Genomic DNA, 24,998 nt, shown 5'->3' on the forward strand with positions numbered 1-24,998 from the left:
CCGCGCGGGCCACCCGGGCCCTCGCCGGCCGCCGACATCCCGACCGCTCCGCCGAGCGACACGTCCAGAAAGCACCGCGATGACTCTGCACGACACCACGGCCGTCGACCGGGCGGCCGGGTCGGCCTTCCGCCGGCCGGTCTCCCCCACCGAGTGGCTGTACCTCGGCGCCCACCGCCTCGGCAGCGCGATGGCGCTCCAGCTGGTGGTCGAGGGCACCGGCACCCTGGACCCCGCCCGGCTCGCCGCCGCCGTGGCGGCCGCCGCCGAGTCCTGCCCGGGCTCCCGGCTGGTGCGCCGAGGCCGCGAGTGGATCGACTCCGGACGCCCACCGCAGCTGCGGGTCGCACCACCGGGCAGCGTGCCCGACCCCGAGCTGCGACAGGGCTCGGCACTGCTCGAGGAACCGCTGGACCTCGTCCGCGGCCCCGGGTGCGAGGTGCTGCTGCTGCCCGGCGCGGCGGGCACCACCACCCTCGTGCTGCGGGCCTTCCACGGCGTGATGGACGGGCACGGCGCGCAGCTCTGGGCAGCAGAGGTGTTCCGGGCGCTGCGCGGCGAAGCCCCACGGCCGGCCCGCTCCCCGCTCACCGACGCCGCCCTGCTGGCCCGGACCGGGGCCACCGGCCGCCGCCCCGCGCTCATGCTCGACCGGCCCTCACCGCTGGCACCACCCGCCGGTACCGGCGGTACTGCCGGTACTGCCGGTACCGCCGGGAAGGCCGCGGGTGGCGGCCGCGGCGGACCGGCCCGGACGCTGTGGCGCCGCCGTACCCTGCCGGACCGGTACACCGCGCTCACCGCCAGGCTGGCACAGGCGGTGGCGGACGCGACCGGAGCGCCGCACGCCCGGCTGATGGTCCCCGCCGACCTGCGGCGCCACCACGACGGGCCGCCGGCCACCGGCAATCTGACGCTGCCGCTCTTCCTCGACCTCGGCGCGGGCGAGCCGTGGCAGGACGCCCAGTCGGAGCTGCTGCGGGCCCTGGCCGGGCACCGGGAACTCGCCGACGGCTTCGAATCGGCGCTGGCCGGGCTGCCGCTGCCGGTCGTGGCCGCGCTGCTGCGTACCGGCCAGGCCGTCGCCCGGCGCCGGGACCGGCACCTGGCCTCGGCGGTCGTCTCGCACCTGGGCCGGATCGACCCGGCCGACTGGTCGGGCGGCGGTTTCACCGCGCGCACGGTGTACGCGCTGCCGGTGCACGCGCCGCTGGTGCCGGTGTCGTGCGTGGCGGTGGAACTGCCCGACCGCACCGAGCTGACCGTCGGCTTCCAGGGCGGCCCACGGCTGGCCGAACAGGCGGACGGGCTGATGGACCGGCTGGTGGCAGCCCTCACGGGAACCGGGACCACCGCCCCCGCCGGCAACGGGCCCGGCGCCGGAACCGGCCACGCGCCCACCCTCGGCGCTCAGGACAGCGACCGCCCCGCCGCGGGCCCGGTCCCCGCCGTGGACGTCCCCCGGCCCGACGGCGGTACCGCCGCCCCGGCGGGCGACCCGGCCACCCCCGGGGGCGAGACGGAAGGCGAACCCGATGCCCGCGCCGACGGCCCGGCCGACGCGGCGGAGCGGGTGACCGGGCACACGGCCGACCACGAGGACGGACGTGCGGCCGCGGCCGCGGCCGGGGGCGAAACGCTGCGCGGCGGAGCCCGTACGACAGCCGGCGACCCGGCCGACGCGGCCGAGCGGGTAACCGGGCACACGGCCGACCACGAGGACGGACACACGGCCGCGGCCGGGCGCGAAACGCTGGACGGCGGAGCCCGCACGGCAGCCGGCGACCCGGCCGACGCGACCGAGCGGGTGACCGGGCACGGGTCCGCCGACGAGGCCTTCCGGGCACCCGGCACCGCCGGGCACGGTACCGCCACCGGACTCGGCGTTCGCCGGGCCGGGACCGGAACGGTCGTCCGGGCCGGGACGCCATCCGCTGCCTGCGCCGGGGCACCGGCGGATTCCGGCCTGGTGGACGGGCGCGAGCCCGCCACCGTGGTGGAGCTGCTCCGCCGACAGGCGGCCCGGACCCCGGATGCCGTCGCGCTGGACGGGCCGGCCGGGGCCGTCGGCTACGCCGCACTCGACCGGCGTTCGGACGCCGTCGCGGCGGAGCTGGTACGGCGGGGCGTGGGCCGCGAGGCGGTGGTGGGGCTGTTGGTGGGGCGTACACCGGCCGGGGTGGCCGGGCTGTGGGGTGTGCTCAAGGCCGGGGCCGCCTACCTGCCGCTCGATCCGCAGCAGCCGGACGCCCGGATCGCCCAGCTGCTGCGGGAGTCGGGTGCGGCCGCCTGTGTGACGGAGCGCCGGCTGCTCGGCCGGGTGCCGCGGGGCATCGCCCCGGACCTGGTGCTGACGCTCGACGACGCGCCCGACGCGCCCGACGCGCCCGGTGCGGCCGACGCGCCCGGTGCGGCCGACGCGGCCGCTGCGGCGGGGGGCCAGGATCCGCTCGCCGCCGTCCGGCTGCCCGGGCCCGAGCCGGACGGGCTCGCCTATGTCATCCACACCTCCGGTTCGACCGGCCGGCCCAAGGGCGTCCAGATCGAGCACCGCAGCCTGCTGGCCTTCGTCCGGTGGGCGGGCGCGCTGTGCGGGGTGGACGGGCGGACCAGGTTCGCCCTCCTGTCCTCGCTCTCCTTCGACATCTCCTGCTTTCCGCTGTTCGTACCGCTGTTGGCGGGTGGCACGGCGGTGCTGGTACCGGGCGAGCCGACCGGTCCGGCGCTGCGGGAGGCGCTGGAGCTGCACCGGGCGGACACCTTCGCGGTGACGCCGACCCACCTGGACCTGTTCGACCGCTACGGCCTCGACCTGTCGGGGCTGCGGACGCTGCTGGTCGGCGGCGAGCGGTTCACCCGGGCGGCGGCCGTGCGGGCGGCCCGGCGGACGGGGCCCGCGACGCGGATCATCAACGGGTACGGTCCGACCGAGGCCGCCGTGGGCTGTCTGGCGCACGTGCTGGACGGCACCGAGAGCGGGCCGGTGATCCCGATCGGGCGTCCGGCGCCGTCCGTCCGGGCCGAACTGGCCGGTCCCGACGGTGAACCGGTCACCGCGCCCGAGGCCGGGACGGTCGGCGAGATCCTGCTCTCCGGCGTCCAGTTGGCGCGCGGCTACCTGGGCCGGCCCGACCTGACGGCGGCGGGTTTCCCGGTCGGCGCGGACGGCGTCCGCCGCTACCGCACCGGTGACCTCGGCCGGCTGCTCCCGGACGGCTCGTTGGAGTTCGCCGGGCGGTGCGACGAGCAGGTGAAGATCGCCGGCCACCGGGTCGAGCCGGCCGAGGTGCAGGCCGCCCTGACCGGCCATCCGGCGGTGCTCGCCGCTGCGGTGACGGTCCGGGAGCGCCCGGGCGGAGGCAGTCCGGCGCTCTGCGCGTACGTACTGGCCGCCGACGGCCTCGGGGGCGCCCCCGGCCTCGGGGCGGAGCTGCGCGGCCACCTCGCCGAGCGGCTGCCCGCCCACCTGGTCCCCGCGGTCGTGGTCCCGGTGGCCGACTTCCCCCGGACGGTGAGCGGCAAGACGGACCTGGCGGCGCTGCCCGACCCCTGGGTGGCCTCCGGCGCCGCCCCGGCGGCCGGGCCGGTGCCGGGCCCGGCGCCGGAGCCCGACGATGTCGAGCAGCGGGTGGCCGCGCTCTGGGCGGACGTGCTCGGCGTCGACCGTGCCCTGATCGACCGCCGGTCCGGCTTCCAGCAGCTCGGCGGGGACTCGTTGGCGGTGCTGGAGATGCTCTCGGCGGTCGGCGACGAACTGCTGCGGCCCGGCGAGGCGGACCGCCTGCTGGACGGGATCGGCGACTCGCTGGGCGAGTTGACCCTGGGCCAGGTGGTCGCGGCCGTCCATCGGACCCGCTCGGTCCCGGCCCGCTCGCTCCCGGCCGGGGAGGCGGTGGCGTGATCTTCGTCGGGCGCGGCGCCCTGCTCCGCCGGGCCGTCACCCATGCCCTGGCCACCGGCCACCGGGTCGACCTGGTGGTCTCCGAGGACCCCGGCGACCGCCCGCACGACCGGGCCGCCGACGGCCGCGCGGTGCCGTTCACGGCCACCTCGGACGTCAACGCCGTGGCGGACCGGCTGCTCGGCCACGCCACCGACGGCGTGGTCTGGTCGGTCAACAACCGGCTGATCTTCCGGGAGCCGCTGCTCGGCCGGGGCCTGCGGATCCACAACATCCACAACGGCCTGCTGCCGCAGCACCGCGGCCTGCCGTCCGCCGCCGTCGCGTACGCGCTGCTGAACGGCGACCGCGAGTACGGCGCGACGCTGCACGAGGTCGACGCGGGCGTGGACACCGGCCCGGTGCTCGCCGAACTCCCCTTCCCGCTCGCCTCCGACGCCCGCTTCCACCGGGTGCTGCTGCGCGGGATCCAGGCCTGCCACCAGCTCTTCGAGCGGTCGCTGGACGCGGTGGCGGCCGGGCGTCCCCTCGCTCCGCCCGCCGCCCGGGAGCACCGTCCGGCGGGCTACTACGGCCTGCGGGCGCTGCGCGAACTGCCCTCGCACGCCGGGCATCCGGCCTTCCGGCGGGCCACGGACGTGGGGGTGGCGGCGCCGTTCGTACCGGAGTTGGTGGAGGTGCTGCGGGCGGCGGCGACCAGCGCGGAACCGGGTGGCGGGGGTGGTCCCCGGACGGTCGGGCGGACTATTGACGGAAGTTCTCACAATGGGGTGACCGGTGGGTAACATCGGTCCTATCCTCGTCGCCATGGACCTTGTACACGAGCGCCGGGGCGACGGCCCGCCACTGCTTCTGCTGCACGGCATCGGGCACCGCTGGCAGGGCTGGAAGCCCGTACTGGACCTGCTCGCCCGCGAGCGCGAGGTGATCGCCGTCGACCTGCCGGGCTTCGGCGCCTCGCCGCCGCTGCCCGCCGGGATGCCGTACACCATCGCCAGCGCGGTGACGGTGCTCGGCGACTTCCTCCGGTCCATCGGCGTCGAACGGCCGCACGTGGCGGGCAACTCGCTCGGCGGCCTGTTCGCCCTGCACGCCGCCCGGCAGGGTCTGGTGTCCTCGGCGACCGCGCTGTCACCGGCCGGGTTCTACCGCGGGGCCGGATACCGCTACGCGTCCGGCGTGCTCAACCTGCACCGCTTCGCCGCCCGCACCCCCGAGGCGGTCCGGGCCCGGCTCGCCGAATCCGCGCAGGGGCGCAAGCTGATGTTCGGCATGATCTACGGCCGTCCCGAGCGGCTGGACCCGCACGAACTGCTGCTCGACACCCGGGCGTTGCTCGACGCCCCGGGCTTCCGGCAGACCCTGCTGGCCGGCCGGGCCGAACAGGCCACCCGCTTCCCCGCCGACCTCCCCCCGGACGTCCCGGTCACCATTGCCTGGGGCACCCGCGACCGGCTGCTGCCGAACGTCCAGGGCCGCCGCGCCCGCCGGCTCCTGCCGGGCGCCCGCTTCATCCCGCTGGTCGACTGCGGCCACGTGCCGATGGGCGACAACCCGGAGTTGGTCGCCCGGATCCTGCTGGAGGGCAGCAACTCCCCGGTGCTCGGCCGCGGTTCCGCGGAGCGGGAAGCGAGGACCTGACCGCCCCGGGGCAGGGGAACCCGCCCCGGGGCGGGTCGGGCCTTCGGGTGAGCGGCCGCAGGGCGGACCGGATCGGCGCCGACGGTTCGCGGGCCGTGGTGGTGCCGCGCGCGCCCTGCCCGGCCCGGGCTCCGCCACCGTGCCGGTCACCGCCACCGCCACCATGCTCGGCGGGCTACGGGCAGACGGCCCGTGACCATCGGCCCGGCAGGGTCCGGCACCCCGGACGGCCGGGGCGCGGCGGCGGCGCCCCCGACGACGTCCGGAGCCCGCCCGGCGTCCCGACCGAGAGCGGCGCCGAGCTGGGCCCGCGCCGGGTGGCCGTCGCTGACGACGGCGGCCCGGCGCGGGCCGGTGCACCCTGCCCCCCGTTCCCGGCGGGCCGTCAGCGGGCGGCCGGTGCCCAGTCCGTGCGGTCGGCGGAGGGGCCGTCGGCGTGGCGGCCGGGAGGCCCGGCCGTGGCCGGGGCGGACGGGCGGCGGGGCAGCAGCAGGGCAGGCAGCAGGCCGGTGGCGGCCAGCGCGGCGAGGGCCAGGAAGGTGGGGGCCGTGGCCGCCGGGGTGGCGGTACTCACGGGTGTGGTGGTGACGGCGGCGGCGATGCCGAGGGTCGGGCCGATGTTCATGGCCGTCTGCTTCAGTCCGCCGACCACCCCGGCGTAGCCGGGTGGCGCGTCGCCGACCACCGTGCCGGTGGCGGTGACCATCACGGTGGCGAAGCCCGCACCGAGCAGGGCGCAGGCGACGCCGACCACGGTCCACGGGCCGTCAGCACCGAGCCGGGCCAGGCCCGCCACGCCGAGCACCACCAGGACGGATCCGGTGGCGGCCGTGCCGCGCGGGCCGAACCGGCGCAGCGCGGCGCCCGCCACGGGCGCACCGAGCACCATCAGGACGGTCAGCGGCAGCATCCGCAGCGCACTGGCGAGCGGGTCGAGGCCGCGGACCTGCTGCAGGACGAAGGTGGCCGTGAACAGCGCGCCGAACAGGCCCGCGCCGGTGACCAGCAGGAGCGCCATCGAGGCCGTGACCGGCACGGACCGGGCGACCGCGGGCGGCACCACCGGCTGTGCGGTGCGGCGTTCGTGGCGGGCCAGCAGGGTGGCGGCGGCGAGGGTGGCACCCGCGCCGAGCAGGGTCTGCGGTGCGCCCCAGCCGTGGACGGGGACCCCGACCAGGGTGTGGACCAGCAGCGCGAGGGTTGCGGCGAGCAGGGCGGAGCCGGTGAGGCCGGGCCGCTGCCGGGGTCCGGTGGCGGCCGCCGGCCCGGGGGCCCGGACGACGAGGGTGAGCGCGGCGACGGCCAGGGTGACCGGGACGTTGAGCACGAACACCGCTCGCCAGCCGAGGTGGGCGACCAGGACGCCCCCGATCAGCGGCCCGGCCGCCGCGGCCACGCCGATCGCGCTGGTCCGGACGGCGACCGCCCGGCCGATCCGGTCGGCGGGGTGGGTGAGGCGCAGCAGGGCGAGGGTGGCGGGCTGGAGGAGCGCACCGAACACGCCCTGGACGGTGCGCAGGGCGATCACCCAGCCGATCGAGGGTGCGAGCGCGATCCCGGCCGAGGCCGCGCCGAAGCCCAGCAGGCCCGCGGTGAGCAGCCGGGCGTGGCCGTGGTGGTCGCCGAGGCGTCCGGCGACCACCAGCAGGGCGGCGACCGCCAGCAGGTAGCCGGTGCTGGTCCACTGGACCTGGGCGACGCTCGCGCCGAGGTCGCTGCGCAGGCTGGGCTGGGCCATCGTCAGGACGGTGCCGTCGAGTGCGACGATCATCGCTGCGGCGGTGCTGACCAGCAGGGCGAGCTGCGGCCGTACGGTGCCGCTCATGCGTCCGCCGGGCCGAGGTGGGCGTCGAGGGCGGCGTCGAGCAGCCGGTCGAGCAGGGTGGACGGGTCGTCCGGCGCGGGGGCGCGGCCGGGCGGCGGAGTGGTGTCGAGGACCAGTTGCAGGCTGCCCCAGGTCCAGAGTTGGGCGATGCCGTGCAGGTTGGTCCACAGGGCGGCGGCGGCCAGGGCCGGGTCGGGCGCGCCGGCGCGGGCGGGCTCCCGTGCGGTGGCGGCCAGGTGCTCGGCGACGAGGCCGGTGAGCAGGGCGAACAGCGGGCGGGTGGACTCCCGCAGCGGCCGGTGGCCGTCGGCCGGGCCGGTGCCCGGCACGTCACCTTCGCGAAGCCCGCTGTCGAGCAGGTCATGACGGAACATCAGCTCGAACATGCCGCGGTTGGCGAGCGCGTACCCGACGTAGGCCCGTCCGGCCGCACGCAGGCGGGCACGCGGGGTGGCCGGGCCGTCGAGGGCGGTCGTGAACCGGGCGCCGAGTTCGGTGAAGCCCCGGCGGGCGATGGCGGACAGCAGTGCGTGGTGGGTGGGGAAGTACCGGCGCGGGGCGCCGTGCGACACCCCGGCCCGGCGGGCGATCTCGCGCAGGCCGAGCGAGCCGGCGCCCTCGGTCGTCACCAGGTCGACGCCGACGTCGATCAGCCGCTCGCGCAGGGAGCTCTCGGGTTCCATGGCGGTTGTTTCTAGCAGAGCCGCGTAGACACTGTCTACGCACCGTGGCCAGGGCCTAGACTTCGCGCCATGGACGCCACCCCGAACGACCGCCTGGAACGCCTGGTCCGCCTCGCCACCGGCAGCTACCTGCTCGTCACCACCTTCCGCAAGGACGGCACACCGGTGCCCACCCCGGTCTGGGTGGTACGGGACGGCGACGCGCTCGGGATCTGGACGGTCACCGGCTCCTGGAAGGTCAAGCGGATCCGCAACCGGGCCGACGTACTGGTCGGCCCGTGCGACGCCCGCGGCAACCCGACCGGCGAGCAGTACCCGGCGACCGCGGAGATCTGCACCCCGCAGCGCACGGCCGCCTACCGCACCCTGCTGCGCCAGAAGTACGGCCTGCTCGGCGTGGTGACCCTGCTGGGCAGCCGGCTGCGGCGCGGCGAGGACGGCACCACCGGCATCCGGATCACCCTGACGGACTGACCGACGGGCCGACGGGCCGACGGGCCGACGGGCCGACGGAGCGTCGCTCGGCCCCGGCGCCGGGAATGCGCTGGCGGCGCCGTTCGGCGCGCTGGCATGCTGAGCCCGTGGAGAAACCGGAGATCTGGCTCGAATTCGCCCCTGAGCTGCACGTGTTCGTCGCACCCCGGCACCGGGCGGGACGCGCCGCGGTGCGCACCGACGGCGCGTCGACGCTCGGCCACCTGGTGGAGTCCCTCGGGGTACCGCTCACCGAGGTGGGCCGGTTCGTCCTGGACGCGGGCCCGGCGCAGCGCCGCGAGGTGCCCGCCGGGCACCTCCCCGGGCCCGGCGAGGAGATCTCCGTCCACCCGGTGACCAGGCCTCAGCCGCTGCCGGGCCCGGCGCGCTTCCTGCTCGACGTCCATCTCGGCACGCTGGCGCGCCGGCTGCGGCTGCTCGGGGTGGACGCCGCGTACGAGAGTGTCGACATCGGCGACCCGGCGCTCGCCGCCCGCTCCGCCGCCGAGCAACGGGTGATGCTCTCGCGCGACCGGGGGCTGCTGCGCCGCCGCGAGCTGTGGGCCGGGGCCCACGTCCACAGCCACCGCCCGGCCGAGCAACTGCGGGACGTGCTGTCGCGGTTCGCGCCGCCACTGGCGCCGTGGACCAGGTGCACGGCCTGCAACGGGCTGCTGCGCAGCGCCTCGAAGGAGGCGGTGCACGAGCACCTGGAGGACGGCACGGAGCGGTCCTTCGACGTCTTCGCGCAGTGCGGCGAGTGCGCGAAGGTGTACTGGCGGGGTGCTCACCACGCCAGCCTGAACGCGATCGTCGAGGAGGCGGTGGCCGAGTTCGGCCAGGCCGGCGACCGCACCCCGCACTGAGCGACTGACAACTGACGGGTGACGGCCGGCGGGTAACGGCTGACGACCGGCGGGTAACGGCTGACGACCGGCGGGTAACGGCTGACGACCGGCGGCCGGGTCCGGCACGGATCACCGCGGCGGACCCGGCCGGGCGCGGGTCAGGAGAGTTCCAGCACCAGCTTTCCGGTGTTCTCCCCGCGGAACAGCATCTGCAGGGTGGCCGGGAAGTCGTCCAGGGTGCCTGTCACCAGGTGCTCCTTCACCTTGATCCGGCCGTCACCGATCCAGCCGGCCAGCTCCCGGGCGGCCTCCCCGTAGCGCTTCGCGTAGTCGAACACCACGAAGCCCTCCATCCTGGCCCGCCGCACCAGCAGCGACAGGTAGTTGGACGGGCCCTGCACGGCCGTCTCGTTGTTGTACTGGCTGATCGCGCCGCAGATCACCACCCGGGCGTGCATCGCCAGGCGGGTCAGCGCGGCGTCCAGGATCTCGCCGCCGACGTTGTCGAAGTACACGTCGATGCCGTCGGGCGCGTGGGTGCGCAGCGCCTTGCGGACGTCCTCGGCGCGGTAGTCGACGGCCGCGTCGAAGCCGAGCTCCTCGGTCAGCAGGGCGCACTTGTCGGGGCCGCCCGCGATGCCGATCACCCGGCAGCCCTTGGCCTTGGCGATCTGACCGGCGACGCTGCCGACGGCGCCGGCCGCGCCGGACACCACGACCGTCTCGCCCTCCTTGAGCGCGCCGACGTCCAGCAGCCCGAAGTAGGCCGTCAGGCCGGGCATTCCGAGCGCACCGAGGTAGGTCGGGAGCGGGGCGAGCGCCGGGTCGACCTTCAGCGTGCCCTTGCCGTCGGAGACCACGTACTCCTGGACGCCGAAGGTGCCGACCACGAAGTCGCCGGGCCGGTAGCCGGGGTGGTCGGACTCGGTCACCTCGATCACCGAACCGGCCCGCATCACCTCGCCGATGCCGACCGGCGGCAGGTAGGAGGGGCGGTCGTCGAGCCAGCCGCGCATCGCCGGGTCCAGCGAGATGAAGCGGGTCCGCCCGGCGAACATGCCCGGACCGGGGGCGGCGGCCGGCTCGGTGACGTGCTCCCAGTCCTCGGGCACGACCGCGCCCACCGGGCGGCGGGCGAGGCGGATCTGGCGGTTGGTTCCCGGCATGACGGCTCCTGGGGCTGACATCCGGCCGGCCGGTTCGGCCGGCGTCCGGCGACGTTCGATTCGCTGCATTCTAAGCAAGCGCTTAGTCATCTGGCCAGGGGCCCGCGCGGCGGCCGGTCCGTTGTCCCGCCCGACACGGCCCCGCCTGCTCGCCCCCGCGCCGCCCGTTCGCGGATGCTGGAGACCGTTCGCGGATGCGGAGACCGGTCGCGACAGCCCTGGGAGACGCCCGTGCCCGACGGACTCGCCCCGCGGGCCGACGCGCACCGGCCACGTCGGCCGCCCCGGCGCGCCGCCCGGCCCGCCGCAGGTGCCCCGCCGGGGCCGGGACCGGCCGGACCCTGCCCGGTGGTAGCGAACCGGCTGGTCGGGGTACCCGAGGCCCGAGACGTCCTCCTGAGGGCGGTCGGCCGGCCGCCGGTGGGCCGGAACCCGCCCGGGGCGGGCGGGCGTCGCGCTACCGTCCTCGGGCATGATCGATACGGAGGGCGGGGACAGTGAGGGAGCCGAGGATGAGCGGGCCGAAGGAAGCGGCGGGCCGGGCCCGGGTGCTGGCGCGGACCGCGCTGGGCTGCGGGCTGCTGGCGGTCCTCCTGCTGCTGGCGCTGGTGGTCGTGCGCGGGCCGGGCCTGGTCCTCGCGGCAGCCGCCGGGCTGACCGCGGCGGCGGCCGGCGCCTGGTGGACGCTGGCGCACCGGGGACTGGTCCGGGTGCTGGGCGCGGTGCTGGTGCTGCTGGCGCTCGGGGCGCTGATGGCGTTCTTCGTCGGTACCGGCCTGTGGGCGCCCGCCGTGGCCGCGCTGGCGCTCTGGGTGGCCGCGCTCACCTGCGCGGACCGCGCGCTGCGGCTCACCCGGCCGGTGGCCGACCTGCTCGCGCACGTCAGCCCGGCGCCCCGCCGGGCCGTACTGATCATGAATCCGCGCTCGGGCGGCGGCAAGGTCGAGCGCTTCGGCCTGGTGGCCCGCGCGGAGTCGCTGGGCGCCCGGGTCGTCCTGCTCGACACCTCGGTGCCCCAGGACGTCGCCGCCATCGCCCGGCAGGCGGTCGCCGACGGCGCCGACCTGCTCGGGGTCGCGGGCGGCGACGGCACCCAGGCCCTGGTCGCGGAGGTCGCCGCCGAACACGACCTGCCGTTCCTGGTGGTCTCCGCCGGGACCCGCAACCACTTCGCGATGGACCTCGGCCTCGACCGCACCGACCCCACCCGGTGCCTGGACGCCCTGCTCCAGGGCGTGGAACTGCGCGTGGACCTCGGCACGGTGGCCGGGCGGGCGTTCGTCAACACGGTCTCCTTCGGCGCGTACGCCGAGATCGTGCAGAGCCCCGCCTACCGCGACGCCAAGGCCGGCACCGCCCTGGAAGCACTGCCCGAGCTGCTCGCCGGCCAGGCCGGCGCCCGGCTCACCGCCGACGCGGACGGCGTGCAGCTGACCCACCCCCAGGCGCTGCTGGTCAGCAACAACCCGTACGACACCCGGGACCGGCTCGGCGGCGGACGGCGGCCCCGGCTGGACACCGGGCGGCTCGGCGTGCTCGGCCTGCGGGTCGAGGGCGCGGCGCAGGCCGCCGCGGTGGCGCTCGGCGCCCAGTCGGCCGGGGTCACCGAGCTGACCGCGACCGAGGTGGTGGTCACCGCCGACACCCCGGAGATCCCGGTCGCGGTCGACGGCGAGTCGCTGATGCTGCCGGTGCCGGTGCGCTGCACGCTCCGCCCCGGGGCGCTCCGGGTCCGGGTGCCCAGGGACCGGCCCGGGAACCCGCGGACCGGCCTGCTGCGCAACTGGCACCGGCTGCGCGCCCTCGCCCTGCACCACTGAGCCCTGCACCACGGACCCCCGCACGCCGCCGACCCCTGCACCACCGGCCCTGTACCCGCCCGGACGGCTGGGCGGGTGGCCGGCCGCCCGGGCAGCCGCAGCGATCACCCGTACGCGCAGCATCCGGGAGGCGTCCGGGTCGTTGCTCTGGTCATGAGCCATAGGAACCCGCTCCGCGCCCTGCACGCCGCACCCGCCTCACCCCCGACCCCGGCGCCGGGCTCGTCGCCGGACCTGGCGCAGCAGTCCTGGGTCACCAGCGCCGCCGAGCAGGCGTCCGACGCGCTCACCGCGCTGCGGACGGTGGAGGTCCCGGTCGGCGCGCTGCGGGCCGCGCTGCTGATCCTGGCCGACCTGGTGGTCAGGCCCGGCGAGAGCGAGGAGATGCGGACCGCGGCGGGCGAGGTCTGCGCGGTGTTCGCCGCGCTCACCGACCTGCCGGTGGCACCGGCGGCCACCCGGGTGCCGCACGGGCCGCTGATGACGGTGCACTGAGCGCACCGGGCCCGCCGCTGCCCGTCCACCGAGCGTGCCGGGGCGTGGAGGGCGCCGGGGCCGTCGAAAGTGCCGGGCGGGCAGCGCGCACCCTGGTCAACCCGGGGCGGTCCTGATAGGACGGCTGGATGCAGCCCGATTCCCCGGCCGGAGTCCCGGCCCGCTCCTCGTACGACGTCGTGGTGGTCGGCGGCGGCCACAACGGTCTGGTCGCCGCCGCCTACCTGGCCCGCGCCGGGCGCAGCGTGCTGCTGCTGGAGCGGCTCGGCAGAACCGGCGGCGCCGCGGTGTCGACCGAGGCGTTCGAGGGTGTCCCGGCCCGGCTGTCGCAGTACTCGTACCTGGTGAGCCTGCTGCCGCCGAAGATCGTCGCGGAGCTCGGTCTGAGCTTCGCGGTGCGCCGGCGGCGGATCTCCTCGTACACCCCGACCGTCCGCGACGGGCGGCCGACCGGGCTGCTGGTGGATGTCGCGGACCGGGCCAGGACCGCCCGCGCCTTCCGCGAACTGACCGGATCCGACCGGGAGTTCGAGGCGTGGCAGGAGTTCTACGGGATGACCGGCCGGGTCGCGCAGCGGGTCTTCCCGACGCTCACCGAGCCGCTGCCGACCCGCGCGGAGCTGCGTCGGCAGGTGGCCGAACCCGAGGCCTGGGAGGCCCTGTTCGAGCGTCCGATCGGTGAGAGCGTCGAACGGCACTTCGCCGACGACCTGGTGCGCGGGGTGGTGCTGACCGACGCGCTGGTCGGTACGTTCACCCACGCCCATGACCCCTCGCTGCGGCAGAACCGCTGTTTCCTGTACCACGTGATCGGCGGCGGCACCGGCGACTGGGACGTGCCCGTCGGCGGCATGGGCGCCTTCACCACCGCGCTGGCCGGGGCGGCGCGCGCGGCCGGCGCCGAACTGCGCACCGGGTGCGAGGTGACGGCGGTGGCGACGGACGGCGCCACCGCCGAGGTGACGTTCCATACCGGCGACGGGGAGCACACCGTGGGCGCCCGCCAGGTGCTGTGCGGCGCCGCCCCCGCGGTCCTGGACCGCCTGCTGGGCGAGCCCGCGGCGGACCCCGCACCCGAGGGCGCACAGCTGAAGGTCAACATGCTGCTGCGGCGCCTGCCCCGGCTGCGCGACACCGCGGTGGACCCGCGCGAGGCCTTCGCCGGGACCTTCCACATCGCCGAGTCCTACCGCGAGTTGGAGGCCGCCTACCGGCAGGCCGCCGCGGGCGCACTGCCGGCCGCCGCGCCGTCGGAGATCTACTGCCACTCGCTCACCGACCCGTCGATCCTCGGTCCGGAGCTGGCCGGGCAGGGCTACCACACGCTCACCCTGTTCGGTCTGCAGCTTCCGGCCCGGCTGTTCGCGGGCGACCGTCCCGGGCCGGGGGACGCCGACGCGCTCCGGGAGGCGGCGCTGCGGGCGGTACTCGGACCGCTGGAGGCCCACCTCGCCGAACCGCTCGCCGACTGCCTGGCCGTGGACGGGCAGGGGCAGCCGTGCATCGAGGCGAAGACGCCGCCCGACCTGGAGCGCGAACTCGGCCTGCCGGGCGGCAACATCTTCCACCGGGAGCTGCAGTTCCCGTTCGGCGACCCCGCCGATGCCCTCGACCCCGGTTCCCCCGCCGCCCGCTGGGGTGTCGCCACCCGCCACCGCAACGTGCTGCTCTGCGGGGCCGGCGCCGTCCGGGGCGGCGGGGTCAGCGGCATCCCGGGCCACAACGCGGCGATGGCCGCGCTCGGGCAGTAGGCGCCGGCGGCACGGCGCGGCACGGCCGGGCCCGGTTCGCCGGTGCCGCCGGGCAGTTGGCGTTAGGGTCGGAGCCGGACGTACTGGGACGCGGACGAACCGGACGGCGAGGGGGCCGAGTTGACGAAGATCGTGGTCATCGGTGGGGGGATCGCCGGTGCGGCGGCCGCGTTGGGCCTGCACCGGGCCGGCTTCGAGGTGGAGGTGTACGAGGCGCACCCCGACACCGGGGCGGACATCGGCGCCTTCCTCACCCTGGCGAGCAACGGCATGCGCGCGCTCGCCCAGCTCGACGCGGCCGCCGCGGTGGCCGAACTCGGCTTCCCGCTCACAACGATGGACGTCCTCGACGGTTCCGGCGAGGAGCTCGCCGCGATGCCGCTCGGCGAGAGCGGGCACCCGCTGACCCGCTACCGGTGCCTGCGCCGCGCGGACCTCGCCGCGACGCTGCGCCGGGAGGTGCTGCGCCGGGGCGTGCCGATCCGGCACTCGGCCCGGCTGGTGACCGTCACCGAGGACCGGGACGGCGTCACCGCGGCCTTCGCCGACGGGAGTTCGGCCCGCGCCGACCTGCTGGTCGGGGCGGACGGGCTGCACTCGGCGGTCCGCGGCCAGCTGGACGCCGCCGCGCCGCGGCCCGACTACGCGGGCCAGCAGGTCTTCTACGGCTACACCACCGCCTACACCGGCGAGGCCGTCCCGCCCTCGCAGGCCCGGTCGGAGCGGATCACCATGATCCGCGGAAGCGGCGCCGCGTTCGGCTACGCGCTGTCGCCCGCCGGGGAGACCTTCTGGTTCGCCCGGGTCCCCGGACCGCCCGCGGACGCCGAGGAGTTGGCGGGTACCGGCGCCGACGGGTGGCGCGAGCGGCTGCTGCCGCTGCTGCGGCCGGACCGTACGGCGGCGGCGGAGATCGTCGCGGCGACGGCCGACCGGCTGATGGTCACCAACGCGCTGCACCTGGGTCCCGGCACCCGCTGGCGCGGCGAGCGGACGGTACTGATCGGGGACGCCGCGCATGCCGCCTCCCCCGCCACCGGGCAGGGCGCGTCGATGGCGTTGGAGGACGCCGTGGTGCTGGCCAAGGCCCTGCGCGAGGGCGGCCCCGGCACCGCGGCGCTGGCGCGCTACGAACGGCTGCGCCGCCCCAGGACGGAGCTGAACGCCGCGGTCAGCGCCAGGCTGACCGCGGGCGGCCCCGGCCCCCGCACCCCGGTGGTGGCCGCCGACCGGCCGACCGGCACCACGGCGGTGGACGAGGAACTGCTCCGGCTGCTCGACTGGGACACCCCGCTGCCGACCGACGGCTGACGCACCGCCTGCCCCTGACGCACTGTCGGCGACGGGCCCACCCCTGGCAGCAGACCCGCCACCGACCCGCCGCCGGCCACCGACCCACCGCCGACCGCCTCGCCCCGCCCGGATGCCGGGCGGCCCCTGTCGCCGGGTGGCGGGAAAACCGGGTGCTCCGCGGCGCCCGGTCTCCCTACACTCGGCGACGAACCACCCGCTGCGGGGAACGACCCGGCGGGTTCCGTGCCGAGTCGAGGGGAGAGTGGCCATGCGTCCGCGCGTCGCCGTCCTTCTCCCCCGCTCCCGGTACGAGGTGATCCTGGTGTCCTCGTCCGCCCGGTGCCCGCTGCGCGGCGGGTACCGGCTGTCCGTGACGAAGGCCTGAGACCCCGTCGGTCCTGAGCCGCGAGGCGTCCGCCGTGCCACTGCGCGGCCCGCTGCCGCGCGCGGTCCACCGGGCACCGTACGCCCTGCACCGTGCACGCGCCCGTCGCTGCCACCGTTCGTCCGGGAAATCGCGCCGCCCCCAACAGGATCACCCTGAAAGGCCACCGGCCATGCGCACCGCGGTCCCCAGCACGACCGTCCCCGCCACCGTCGGCACCCTCCCCACCCACGTCCGCAACCTGGGCATCCTCGCCCACGTGGACGCCGGCAAGACCACCGTCACCGAGCGGATCCTGTACCTGACCGGCAACACCCACAAGCAGGGCGAGGTCCACCAGGGCACCACCGTCACCGACTTCGACCCGCAGGAGCGCGACCGCGGCATCACCATCTTCGCGGCGGCGGTCAGCTGCGCCTGGGACGGCCACCGGATCACTCTGATCGACACGCCCGGCCACGTCGACTTCGCCGACGAGGTGGAGCGCTCGCTGCGGGTGCTGGACGGGGCGGTCGCGGTGTTCGACGCCGTCGCGGGCGTGGAGCCGCAGAGCGAGTCGGTGTGGCGGCAGGCCGACCGGCACGGGGTCCCGCGGATCGCCTTCGTCAACAAGCTCGACCGGGCCGGAGCCGACCTGGACACCGCGGTCGCGTCGATCCGGGCGCGGCTGCACCCGCGCCCGCTGGTGGTCCAGCTGCCGATCGGCCGCGAGGGCGGCTTCACCGGCGTCGTCGACCTGGTCCGGATGCGGGCACTGCACTGGCCGGACGGGCCGGACGGACCGGACGCGGCGGGCCGGCCGGGCCGGTACCGGGCCGGTGAGGTGCCGCCGGATCTGCGGGCCGAGGCCGGGCGGCGGCGCCGGCTGCTGGAGGAGTCGGTGGCGGAGCTCCACCCGGCGGCGCTGGAGGAGTTCTGCGCGGCCTCCGCGCTGTCCGACGCCACCCTGGCCGCGGCGCTGCGCGAGCTGACCCGCACCGGCGAGGGCGTCGTGGTGCTGTGCGGTTCGGCGTACCGCAACCGCGGGATCGAGCCGCTGCTGGACGCCGTGGTGGCCTACCTGCCGGCGCCGCCGGACGTACCGGCGGTGCGCGGCACCCTCGACGGCCGGCCGGACGGTCCGGTGCAGGAGCGGGCCGCCGACCCGGCGGAACCGTTCGCGGGGCTGGTGTTCAAGGTGAACGCCGCCGGCACCGGGCGGCTGACCCATCTGCGGGTGTACTCGGGCACGATCGGGAAGGGGGACGCGGTGCTGGACGCGGGCGCGGGGCGCGGCGAGCGGATCGGCCGGATCCTGCGGGTGCAGGCGGACCGGCACGAGGAGCTGGAGCGGGCGGTGGCCGGGGACATCGTGGCGGTGATCGGGCTGAAGGCGGCCCGCGCCGGGGCGACCCTGTGCGCGCCGTCGGCGCCGCTGGTGCTGGAGCCGCCCACGGCGGCCGAGCCGGTGGTCTCGGTCGCGGTGGAGGCCCGCCGGGGTACCGACACCGGCCGGCTGGCGTCGGCGCTGGCCCGGCTGGTGGAGGAGGACCCGTCGCTGGCGGTGCGCACCGACGCCGAGTCCGGGCAGACCGTGCTGTCCGGGATGGGCGAGCTGCACCTGGAGGTCGCGGTGGAGAAGATCCGTCTGGCCCACGGGCTGGAGGTGACCGTCGGGCGGCCGCAGGTTGCCTACCGGGAGACGGTGTCCGGCGGGGTGTCGGGTCTGGTCCACCGGCACGTCAAGCAGGACGGCGGCGCGGGGCAGTTCGCGCACATCGTGCTCGACGTGGAGCCGTTTGCGGCGGCCGGCGGCGAGGGCGGTGCGGCGCAGTTCGAGTTCCGGTCGGCGGTGGTCGGCGGCCGGGTGCCGCGGGAGTGGGTGCAGGCCGTGGAGGCGGGCTGCCGGGACGCGCTGGCCGAGGGCCCGCTCGGTGGTCATCCCGTCACCGGGCTGCGGGTGACGCTGACCGACGGCGCCACCCACGTCAAGGACTCCTCGGAGCAGGCGTTCCGGACCGCGGGGCGCCAGGGTCTGCGGGCGGCGCTGCGGGCCTGTGCGATGACGCTGCGGGAGCCGGTGGCGGAGGTCACCGCGACGGTGCCGCCGGAGGCCGTGGGCGGGGTGCTCGGTGATCTGGCGGCCCGCCGCGGCCGGGTCACCGGGTCGGCCGCCCGGGGCGGTTCGGCACAGGTCACCGCGGTCGTGCCGCTGGCCGAGCTGTTCGGCTACGCGACCCGGCTGCGCAGCCGCACCCAGGGCCGCGGCAGCTTCACCACCCGGGCCGCCGGTTACGCCCCGGCGCCGGACGGTCAGACCCGCTGAGGCCGGGCGCCGGGCCCGTCCGGTCCGGTCCGGGACGCCGTCCGCGGGACTCCGTTCCCGGGAACGGCGTCCCGGGAGTCCGTTACCGGGCGGGGCCCGGCGCCGCCGGTCGGGGTGGGCGCTGCGCGGGTCCGTACCCGCGGGTGGCAGACAGGTCGGCCGCCCGCGGGTACGATGCGAGCCACCATAGTTACTCGCCGGTAACGTGCCTGTCCGCGCCGCTTCCGGCGGTCTCCTGCGCCCGACCCCGTGAAGGAGCAACGATGCCCACCCTCGACCGCCAGGACAGCGTCTTCGTCCTCGACATCGGCGACACCGAGAACCGCTTCCACCCCGACTGGATCGCCGCCGTCAACGCGCTGCTGGACGAGGTGGAACAGGCCGAGGGCCCGCGCGCGCTGGTCACCGCGGCGAGCGGCAAGTTCTTCTCCAACGGCCTCGACCTGGACTGGCTGTTCGCCCACACCGACCGGGCCGCCGAGTACGTCACCTCGGTCCAGGAGCTGCTCGCGCGGCTGCTCACCCTGCCGATGGTCACCGTGGCGGCGCTGCAGGGGCACACCTTCGCCGCGGGCGCGATGCTCTCGCTGGCCCACGACTTCCGGGTGATGCGCGGCGACCGCGGCTTCTGGTGCCTCCCGGAGGCCGAGATCAACATCCCGTTCACGGCCGGCATGTCCGCACTGATCCAGGCCCGGCTCGCCCCGCAGACCGCCCACGAGGCGATGACCACGGCCCGCCGCTTCGGCGGTCACGACGCCCTCGCCGCCGCGGTGGTCGACCGCACCGCGGACGAGGACGCGGTGCGCTCCACGGCCGTCGCCCTGGCCGCCGGACACGCCGCCAAGGCGGGTCCGACGCTCGGCACCATCAAGGCCCGGATGTACGCCGGCGCCCTGGAGGCGCTGCGCGAGAAGGACATCCCGCTCGGCTGACCCCGCCCGCCGGCCCGCGCCCGAACCGCTCCGGCCGCTTCGGCTGCGCGGGCCACGCGGGCGCGCGGGCGCGCGGGCGCGCGGGCGCGCGGGCCGGCACTCCGGCGGACGGCCGCGTCGCCGATCCGCGATCCGCGATCCGGCAGCCGGGAGTCCACTTCTCGCCGCGCGGGTGACATGGCGGCACGGCCAACGGATCGGTTCCGGCCAAATCCGGCCGATTGCCGACATCGGCCGACCTGTCCCGGCCCCACGCGCTCGAATATCCCCTTCGATCGTCTCGAACGGCGACCCGACCAGGGGTGGACATGGCTGTAATCGACGGACACGCACGGCCCGGGGCTCCGGCCGCGCCGCTCGGAGCCCACTGCCCGCGCTGCGGCGCGGCCGACGGCCCGGAGCTGCGCCCGGGCGGCGCCGAGGAGCGCTTCCGGGGGCTGCTGGAGGCCGCGCCGGACGCCATGGTGATCGTGGACGACGGCGGCATCATCCGGCTGGTCAACGCCCAGACCGAGGCGCTGTTCGGTTACGCCCGTACGGAGTTGCTCGGCCGGCCGGTCGAGGTGCTGGTGCCCGGGCGGTTCCGTACCGGCCACGCGGCGCACCGGGCGGGCTACACCGCCAACCGCCAGGTCCGGCCGATGGGGGCCGGGCTGGAGCTGCACGGCGTGCGCCGCGACGGCACCGAGTTCCCGGTCGAGATCAGCCTCAGCCCGCTGGAGACCGCCGACGGCCTGCTGATCTCCGCGGCCGTCCGGGACGTCAGCGAACGCAAGGCCGCCGAGGCCGAGTTGACCGCCCTGTACGAACAGCAGCGGCACGCCGCCCTCACCCTGCAGCGCAGCCTGATGGGGACGCCGCCGGCCGTGCCGGGGCTGGCGACGGCCAGCCGCTACCTGCCCGCCACCCAGGGGCTCGGCGTCGGCGGGGACTGGTTCGACCTGGTGCCGCTGGGGGCTGGCCGGGTCGGCGTACTGGTGGGGGACGTGATGGGCCGCGGCCTGGAGGCGGCGGCGATCATGGGTCAGATCCGGTCGGCGGCGCACGCCCTGGCCAAGACCGGCATGCAGCCGCGCGAGCTGATGCGGGCGCTGGAGGCGGTGGTGGCCGACCTGGCCGGTCCCGACCAGTTGGTCACCTGCTGCTACCTGGTCATCGCACCGGACGTCGGCGAGGTCACCATCTGCTCGGCCGGACACCTGCCCGCCCTGCTCGCCGTACCCGGCCAGGGCGTCCAGGCGCTGTCGGCGCCGGTGAGCGTCCCGCTCGGGGTCGGCGACGTGCTGCACCGGCAGACCTCGATCGCGGTCCCGCCCGGCGCGACCCTGGTGCTCTACACCGACGGGCTGATCGAGACCCCGGTCAGCGACATCGAGGAACGGCTGGCCTTCCTGGTCGGGACGCTGGACGACGCCTTCGCCCGGGCCTCCGGCCTCGAGGAGGCCGCCGACCTGGTACTGGCGGCGCTGCTGCCCGACACCGGCGGGAACGACGACGTCACCCTGCTGCTCGCCCAGCTGCCCGCCGCCCCGCTGGACAGCGATGCGAGCGACTACCCGGCGACCGCGGCCACGGTGCCCGAGGGCCGGGCGTTCCTCACCAAGGCGCTGCTCTCCTGGGGACTCGCCGACCTGGTCGACAACGCCCAGCTGCTGGTCTCCGAGCTGCTCACCAACGCCGTCCGGCACAGCAGGGGGCCGGTCCGGCTGCAGATCCGCCGGACCACCCGGGAGGTCACCGTCGAGGTGGTCGACGACTGCCCGACCCTGCCGCAGCCCCGGATGGCGGCCGACGACGAGGAGTCGGGCCGCGGGCTGCTGCTGGTCGACTCGCTCGCCGACGACTGGGGTGTCCGGCCCACCGACGAGGGGAAGACCACCTGGTTCACGTTCGGCCTGCGGCCCGCCGGCGGCGCCGGGGCGTGAGGCGCCCGCGATACGGCCGACGACGGGGGGCGGCGGGGGTGCGGGCGGGCGGGGCACGGGCGGGCGGCGCTGCCGGACACGGGCCGCGCCTGCACGCCGCCGGGGTCCGGCGCCGCCTACCATCGTGAGCACTCGGACACCGTCCGGTCACGCACCGGGGGAAGACAGGTGCGCGCGTGATCGCGCTGGTCATCAGCATGGGGACGCTGTTCGCCTGGGCCCTGGTGGCCGGCCGGCTGGCCCGGTGGAGCATCACCGCACCGGTCGCCATGACCGCCGCGGGCGTGGTGCTGACGGTGGGTCCGCACCCGCTGGTGCAGATCGGGCTGACCACCTCGGACGCCGAACGCGCCGTGGAGATCATCCTCGCGGTGCTGCTGTTCACGGACGCCACCCACGTGCCGCCCGGGGTGGTGCACGCACAACGCCGGCTGCTGGTCCGGCTGCTGCTGCTGGCGCTGCCGCTGACCTTCGCCGCCGGGGTGCTGACGGGCGGTCTGCTGTTCCCCGCGGGCCACTGGTGGCTGGTGGCGCTGTTCGCCGCGGTGACCGTGCCGATCGACCTCGCGCCGGCCGCCGAACTGATCGGCGACGCCCGGCTGCCGTCCTGGCTGCGCGGGGTGCTGACGGTCGAGAGCGGGCTCAACGACGGCCTGCTCGCACCGGTCTTCCTGCTCTGCCTCGCCGGGACCGAGGCGCACGGGCAGGGCCTGGCACCCGACGCCTCCTCGCTCGGGGACGCGGTCGCCGCGCTGCTGTGGGCGGTGGTCGCCGGGGCCGTGGTCGGAAAACCGGGCGGGGTGCTGCTGCGGCGCGCCTGGCTGGCGGGGTGGACCAGGCCCGCCGCCGTCCGGCTCGGGATCCTCGCGCTGCCGCTGATGGCGTACGCCCTGGCGATCGTGCTGGACGGCAACGGGTTCGTGGCGGCGTTCGTGGCCGGGCTGCTGTTCACCCCGGAGTCCCGGGCACTGCCCGCGCCCACCCTCCACCTGCTCGAGGACGCCGGGACACTGCTCTCACTGGCACTGTGGTTCGTCTTCGGCAAGCTCGTCACACAGGCGTTCGCGGGCGACTTCGACCCCCGGGTGGTCGCCTACGCGGCGCTGTCGCTGACGGTGGTGCGGATCGTCCCGGTGCTGATCTGCCTGGTGGGCAGCGGCCTGGACCGGGCCGACCGGCTGCTGCTGGCCTGGCTGGGGCCGCGCGGCCTGGCGTCCATCGTCTTCGGCCTGCTCGCCTTCATCTCGCTCGCCCCGGCCGACCCGCACGCGGCCGACCTGATCGGCCAGGTGATGACGATGACCGTCCTGATGAGCCTGGTCCTGCACGGACTGACGTACGGTCCGCTGGCCGAGCGCTACGCGCGGGCCCGCCGGCGGGCGGCCGGAGCCGGCGCCGGCGCGGACTGAACCTCCGTCAGGTGTGCTGCGGTGGGGGCGCCATCAGGCCGCCGCGGTAGGCGAGGGCGACCGCCTGGGAGCGGTCGCGGACGTCGAGCTTGGCGAGGATCCGTTTGACGTGCGTCTTGACGGTGGACTCGGCCAGCAGCAGCAACGCCGCGATGTCCGCGTTGGACCGGCCCTCGGCCGCGAGCCGGAGCACCTCGCGCTCGCGCTCGGTGAGCCGGGCCAGCCGCCCGTCGGGCGGGGCGGCGGGCCGCGGCGGCCGGCGGGCGACCAGGTGGCCCAGCAGGTCGCGGGTGACGGCCGGGTCCAGCACCGCGTCCCCGCCGGCCACCGCCCGCACCGCGTCGATCAGGCGCTCCGGCGAGGCCCGCTTGAGCAGGAACCCGGCGGCCCCGGCGCGCAGCGCCCCCCACACGTACTCGTCGTGGTGGAAGGTGGTCAGCACCAGGACCCGGGTGGGCAGCTGGGCGGCGACGATCCGCCGGGTCGCCTCGACCCCGTCGACGCCGGGCATCCGGACGTCCATCAGGACCACGTCGGGGGCCAGTTCGCGGCAGAGCGCGACGGCCTCCAGGCCGTCGGCGGCCTGCCCGGCCACCTCGATCCCGCTGCCGTCGGCCGTGGAGAGCACCAGGGCGAGACCGGCGCGCAACAGCGCGTCGTCGTCGGCGAGCACCACCCGGATCGTCATGGCAGCGGGAGCACCACGTGCAGTCGGAAGCCGCCCCGCTCGCCCGGGCCGTGCTCCACCCGGCCGGCCAGCGGCGCGACGCGTTCGGCGATGCCGAGCAGCCCCCGGCCGGGCGTGTACCCGGCGGCGGCGCCCCGCCCGTCGTCGCTGACCAGGACGGACAGCCCGGGTCCCTCGCGGCCGACCGTGACCTCGGCGGCGGTGGCCCTGGCGTGCTTGACGGTGTTGGTCAGGGCCTCCTGGACGATCCGGTATGCGCAGCGGTCGACGGCGTGCGGTACGTGCAGCGCAGCCGGGTCGAGGCTGGTGGTGACCCGGATCCCGGCCTGTTCCATCCGGGCGAGCAGCCGGGGCAGATCGGCGAGCCCGGGCTCGCCCGGCCCGGTGGGGACCTCCCCGGCGCCGGGGGCGTGGCGGCCGGGGGCGGGGGCCTGGCGATCGGGGACGGGGTGGCCGGGGGCGGCCGACCGGGTGTGGCGCAACAGGCCCAGCACACGGTCGAGTTCACCGAGCGCCTCGCGGCCGGTGTCCTCCAGTCCGTGCAGCAGCTCACGGGTGTGGTCCGGATCGCGGTCGAGCAGCCGCCGGGCGGCGCCGGCCTGGACCAGCATCAGGTTGAGGGTGTGGCCCAGCAGGTCGTGGACCTCGCGGGCGACCCGGGCGCGCTCCTCGGCGAGGGCGCACTCGCGGGCGGCCAGGCGCTCGCCCTCCCGCTCCTCCTGCCGACGGGCGGTGCCGTAGCCGAGAGCCCAGGCCGCCAGCCACAACCCGAGCACGCCGACCGGGATGACCGGGTAGGTGTGGGCGAGGCCGGAGAAGTAGGCGGCCATGCCGACCACCACGATCGGCGGCCCGCACAGGGCCCGCCCCCGGGTCGCGTACAGGCCGAGGGCGTGCAGCCCGACCAGGTTGGCGTACGGGGACACCACCCCGGGCTGGACGAACAGCGCCTCCGCCGCCAGGGCGGCCGTGCCCACGAGGTATCCGGACAGCGGTGCTCGACGGCGGACGGCCAGCGCCGCCGCGACCACCAGTCCGAGCGCGACCGCGGCCGGCATCCGGTCACCGATCTCGGCCGCCGTGCGGGCGCGTTCGAGCAACATCGCGGCGAGGAAGCCGAGCGCGAGCAGCCCGTCGAGCAGCAGCGCGCGCCGCGACAGCCGGGCGGGACGGGAGGTGGACCTGGACGGCCGGCGGCTCAGGAGCGAACGGGCGTGCGGCACCGGACGGCCTCCCTCCGACGGTCGCCGCGCCCCGGGCGGCGGCGGCTCCCTGGAGGGTAGCGAGCGGGCCCGGGTGCGCGCATCGCCCCTCGGGGGTACGCCCGGCGTACCCCTGCTGGGGTAGCCGCAGGATGTCCTCCCGGTGGGGTGGCCCCGGCGACCCCCCGGAGGGGACGCGTGGCCGGCGGTCCGCTTCCTACCGTGCTCGCCATGGAACTCCACATGCTCACC

Annotated in this window: 18 protein-coding genes; 13 read left to right on the top strand and 5 right to left on the bottom strand. The window is 76.6% G+C overall.

Annotation, left to right across the window (positions count from 1 at the left end; translation table 11 throughout):
• Positions 1-79: 79 nt before the first annotated feature.
• From AC2TEW_RS21300 to AC2TEW_RS21310, 3 genes are read left to right on the top strand one after another with little or no spacing between them, the layout of a single operon-like run.
• Complete coding sequence (locus tag AC2TEW_RS21300) at positions 80-3,901, top strand: amino acid adenylation domain-containing protein (RefSeq protein WP_484624917.1); 3,822 nt, start codon at positions 80-82, stop codon at positions 3,899-3,901.
• Positions 3,898-4,686, top strand: coding sequence for a formyltransferase family protein (locus AC2TEW_RS21305; RefSeq protein WP_484624918.1), 789 nt, complete (start codon positions 3,898-3,900; stop codon positions 4,684-4,686). Before AC2TEW_RS21300 ends, AC2TEW_RS21305 begins: the two co-directional genes overlap by 4 nt.
• A gap of 22 nt (positions 4,687-4,708) precedes the next feature.
• Positions 4,709-5,542, top strand: coding sequence for an alpha/beta fold hydrolase (locus AC2TEW_RS21310; RefSeq protein ID WP_484624919.1), 834 nt, complete (start codon positions 4,709-4,711; stop codon positions 5,540-5,542).
• 385 nt (positions 5,543-5,927) lie between these two features.
• Here AC2TEW_RS21310 and AC2TEW_RS21315 read toward each other — a convergent pair whose 3' ends face one another.
• Together AC2TEW_RS21315 and AC2TEW_RS21320 are read right to left on the bottom strand one after the other, a co-directional pair.
• Positions 5,928-7,367, bottom strand: coding sequence for an MFS transporter (locus tag AC2TEW_RS21315; protein WP_484624920.1), 1,440 nt, complete (start codon positions 7,365-7,367; stop codon positions 5,928-5,930).
• On the bottom strand, positions 7,364-8,050 hold the full coding sequence (locus tag AC2TEW_RS21320) for a TetR/AcrR family transcriptional regulator (RefSeq protein ID WP_484624921.1): 687 nt from the start codon (positions 8,048-8,050) through the stop codon (positions 7,364-7,366). The genes AC2TEW_RS21315 and AC2TEW_RS21320 overlap by 4 nt, the downstream gene beginning before the upstream one ends.
• 69 nt (positions 8,051-8,119) lie before the next feature.
• Between AC2TEW_RS21320 and AC2TEW_RS21325 the strand changes: the two genes are divergently transcribed.
• Both AC2TEW_RS21325 and AC2TEW_RS21330 read left to right on the top strand, forming a co-directional pair.
• A complete protein-coding gene (locus tag AC2TEW_RS21325; protein WP_484624922.1) occupies positions 8,120-8,524 on the top strand; it encodes a PPOX class F420-dependent oxidoreductase in 405 nt (134 codons plus the stop codon).
• 107 nt (positions 8,525-8,631) lie between these two features.
• The gene (locus AC2TEW_RS21330) at positions 8,632-9,390 is read left to right on the top strand and encodes a Mut7-C RNAse domain-containing protein (RefSeq protein ID WP_484624923.1); all 759 of its coding nucleotides are present in this window, start codon (positions 8,632-8,634) and stop codon (positions 9,388-9,390) included.
• A 140-nt stretch (positions 9,391-9,530) separates the two neighbouring features.
• Here the strand turns inward: AC2TEW_RS21330 and AC2TEW_RS21335 are convergent, their stop codons facing one another.
• Positions 9,531-10,538, bottom strand: coding sequence for an NADP-dependent oxidoreductase (locus AC2TEW_RS21335; RefSeq protein ID WP_484624924.1), 1,008 nt, complete (start codon positions 10,536-10,538; stop codon positions 9,531-9,533).
• Between the two features lie 512 nt (positions 10,539-11,050).
• Between AC2TEW_RS21335 and AC2TEW_RS21340 the strand changes: the two genes are divergently transcribed.
• The 8 genes from AC2TEW_RS21340 to AC2TEW_RS21375 all read left to right on the top strand — a co-directional run bounded on the left by AC2TEW_RS21340 (position 11,051) and on the right by AC2TEW_RS21375 (position 22,856).
• Positions 11,051-12,358, top strand: coding sequence for a diacylglycerol/lipid kinase family protein (locus tag AC2TEW_RS21340; RefSeq protein WP_484624925.1), 1,308 nt, complete (start codon positions 11,051-11,053; stop codon positions 12,356-12,358).
• Between the two features lie 153 nt (positions 12,359-12,511).
• A complete protein-coding gene (locus AC2TEW_RS21345; protein ID WP_484624926.1) occupies positions 12,512-12,853 on the top strand; it encodes a hypothetical protein in 342 nt (113 codons plus the stop codon).
• A gap of 128 nt (positions 12,854-12,981) precedes the next feature.
• Positions 12,982-14,604 carry a phytoene desaturase family protein gene (locus AC2TEW_RS21350; protein ID WP_484624927.1) on the top strand — a complete coding sequence of 541 codons (1,623 nt, stop codon included), beginning with the start codon at positions 12,982-12,984 and terminating at the stop codon, positions 14,602-14,604.
• Positions 14,605-14,724: 120 nt separating this feature from the next.
• Positions 14,725-15,915, top strand: coding sequence for an FAD-dependent oxidoreductase (locus AC2TEW_RS21355; protein ID WP_484624928.1), 1,191 nt, complete (start codon positions 14,725-14,727; stop codon positions 15,913-15,915).
• A gap of 539 nt (positions 15,916-16,454) precedes the next feature.
• On the top strand, positions 16,455-18,587 hold the full coding sequence (gene fusA / locus AC2TEW_RS21360) for an elongation factor G (protein ID WP_484624929.1): 2,133 nt from the start codon (positions 16,455-16,457) through the stop codon (positions 18,585-18,587).
• A gap of 263 nt (positions 18,588-18,850) precedes the next feature.
• The gene (locus tag AC2TEW_RS21365) at positions 18,851-19,522 is read left to right on the top strand and encodes an enoyl-CoA hydratase-related protein (protein WP_484624930.1); all 672 of its coding nucleotides are present in this window, start codon (positions 18,851-18,853) and stop codon (positions 19,520-19,522) included.
• Positions 19,523-19,830: 308 nt separating this feature from the next.
• Positions 19,831-21,447 (top strand): ATP-binding SpoIIE family protein phosphatase, encoded by a 1,617-nt coding sequence (locus tag AC2TEW_RS21370; RefSeq protein WP_484624931.1) that lies wholly within the window; start codon positions 19,831-19,833, stop codon positions 21,445-21,447.
• 176 nt (positions 21,448-21,623) lie between these two features.
• Positions 21,624-22,856: a cation:proton antiporter domain-containing protein gene (locus AC2TEW_RS21375; RefSeq protein ID WP_484624932.1), complete on the top strand. Its 1,233-nt coding sequence runs from the start codon at positions 21,624-21,626 to the stop codon at positions 22,854-22,856.
• 7 nt (positions 22,857-22,863) lie between these two features.
• Here AC2TEW_RS21375 and AC2TEW_RS21380 read toward each other — a convergent pair whose 3' ends face one another.
• Both AC2TEW_RS21380 and AC2TEW_RS21385 read right to left on the bottom strand, forming a co-directional pair.
• Positions 22,864-23,544, bottom strand: coding sequence for a response regulator (locus AC2TEW_RS21380; protein WP_484624933.1), 681 nt, complete (start codon positions 23,542-23,544; stop codon positions 22,864-22,866).
• Positions 23,541-24,767, bottom strand: a complete 1,227-nt coding sequence (locus AC2TEW_RS21385) for a sensor histidine kinase (RefSeq protein ID WP_484624934.1) — start codon at positions 24,765-24,767, stop codon at positions 23,541-23,543. Before AC2TEW_RS21385 ends, AC2TEW_RS21380 begins: the two co-directional genes overlap by 4 nt.
• Positions 24,768-24,998: the final 231 nt, after the last annotated feature.

This window comes from Kitasatospora sp. NEAU-CNBT7 (genome assembly GCF_057220535.1).

Coding starts and splice junctions, on each gene's coding strand:
- AC2TEW_RS21300 (WP_484624917.1), top strand. CDS start 80: ATGACTCTGCACGACACCACGGCCGTCGACCGGGCGGCCGGGTCGGCC.
- AC2TEW_RS21310 (WP_484624919.1), top strand. CDS start 4,709: ATGGACCTTGTACACGAGCGCCGGGGCGACGGCCCGCCACTGCTTCTG.
- AC2TEW_RS21315 (WP_484624920.1), bottom strand. CDS start 7,367: ATGAGCGGCACCGTACGGCCGCAGCTCGCCCTGCTGGTCAGCACCGCC.
- AC2TEW_RS21320 (WP_484624921.1), bottom strand. CDS start 8,050: ATGGAACCCGAGAGCTCCCTGCGCGAGCGGCTGATCGACGTCGGCGTC.
- AC2TEW_RS21325 (WP_484624922.1), top strand. CDS start 8,120: ATGGACGCCACCCCGAACGACCGCCTGGAACGCCTGGTCCGCCTCGCC.
- AC2TEW_RS21335 (WP_484624924.1), bottom strand. CDS start 10,538: ATGCCGGGAACCAACCGCCAGATCCGCCTCGCCCGCCGCCCGGTGGGC.
- AC2TEW_RS21340 (WP_484624925.1), top strand. CDS start 11,051: ATGAGCGGGCCGAAGGAAGCGGCGGGCCGGGCCCGGGTGCTGGCGCGG.
- AC2TEW_RS21345 (WP_484624926.1), top strand. CDS start 12,512: ATGAGCCATAGGAACCCGCTCCGCGCCCTGCACGCCGCACCCGCCTCA.
- AC2TEW_RS21350 (WP_484624927.1), top strand. CDS start 12,982: ATGCAGCCCGATTCCCCGGCCGGAGTCCCGGCCCGCTCCTCGTACGAC.
- fusA (WP_484624929.1), top strand. CDS start 16,455: ATGCGCACCGCGGTCCCCAGCACGACCGTCCCCGCCACCGTCGGCACC.
- AC2TEW_RS21365 (WP_484624930.1), top strand. CDS start 18,851: ATGCCCACCCTCGACCGCCAGGACAGCGTCTTCGTCCTCGACATCGGC.
- AC2TEW_RS21370 (WP_484624931.1), top strand. CDS start 19,831: ATGGCTGTAATCGACGGACACGCACGGCCCGGGGCTCCGGCCGCGCCG.
- AC2TEW_RS21380 (WP_484624933.1), bottom strand. CDS start 23,544: ATGACGATCCGGGTGGTGCTCGCCGACGACGACGCGCTGTTGCGCGCC.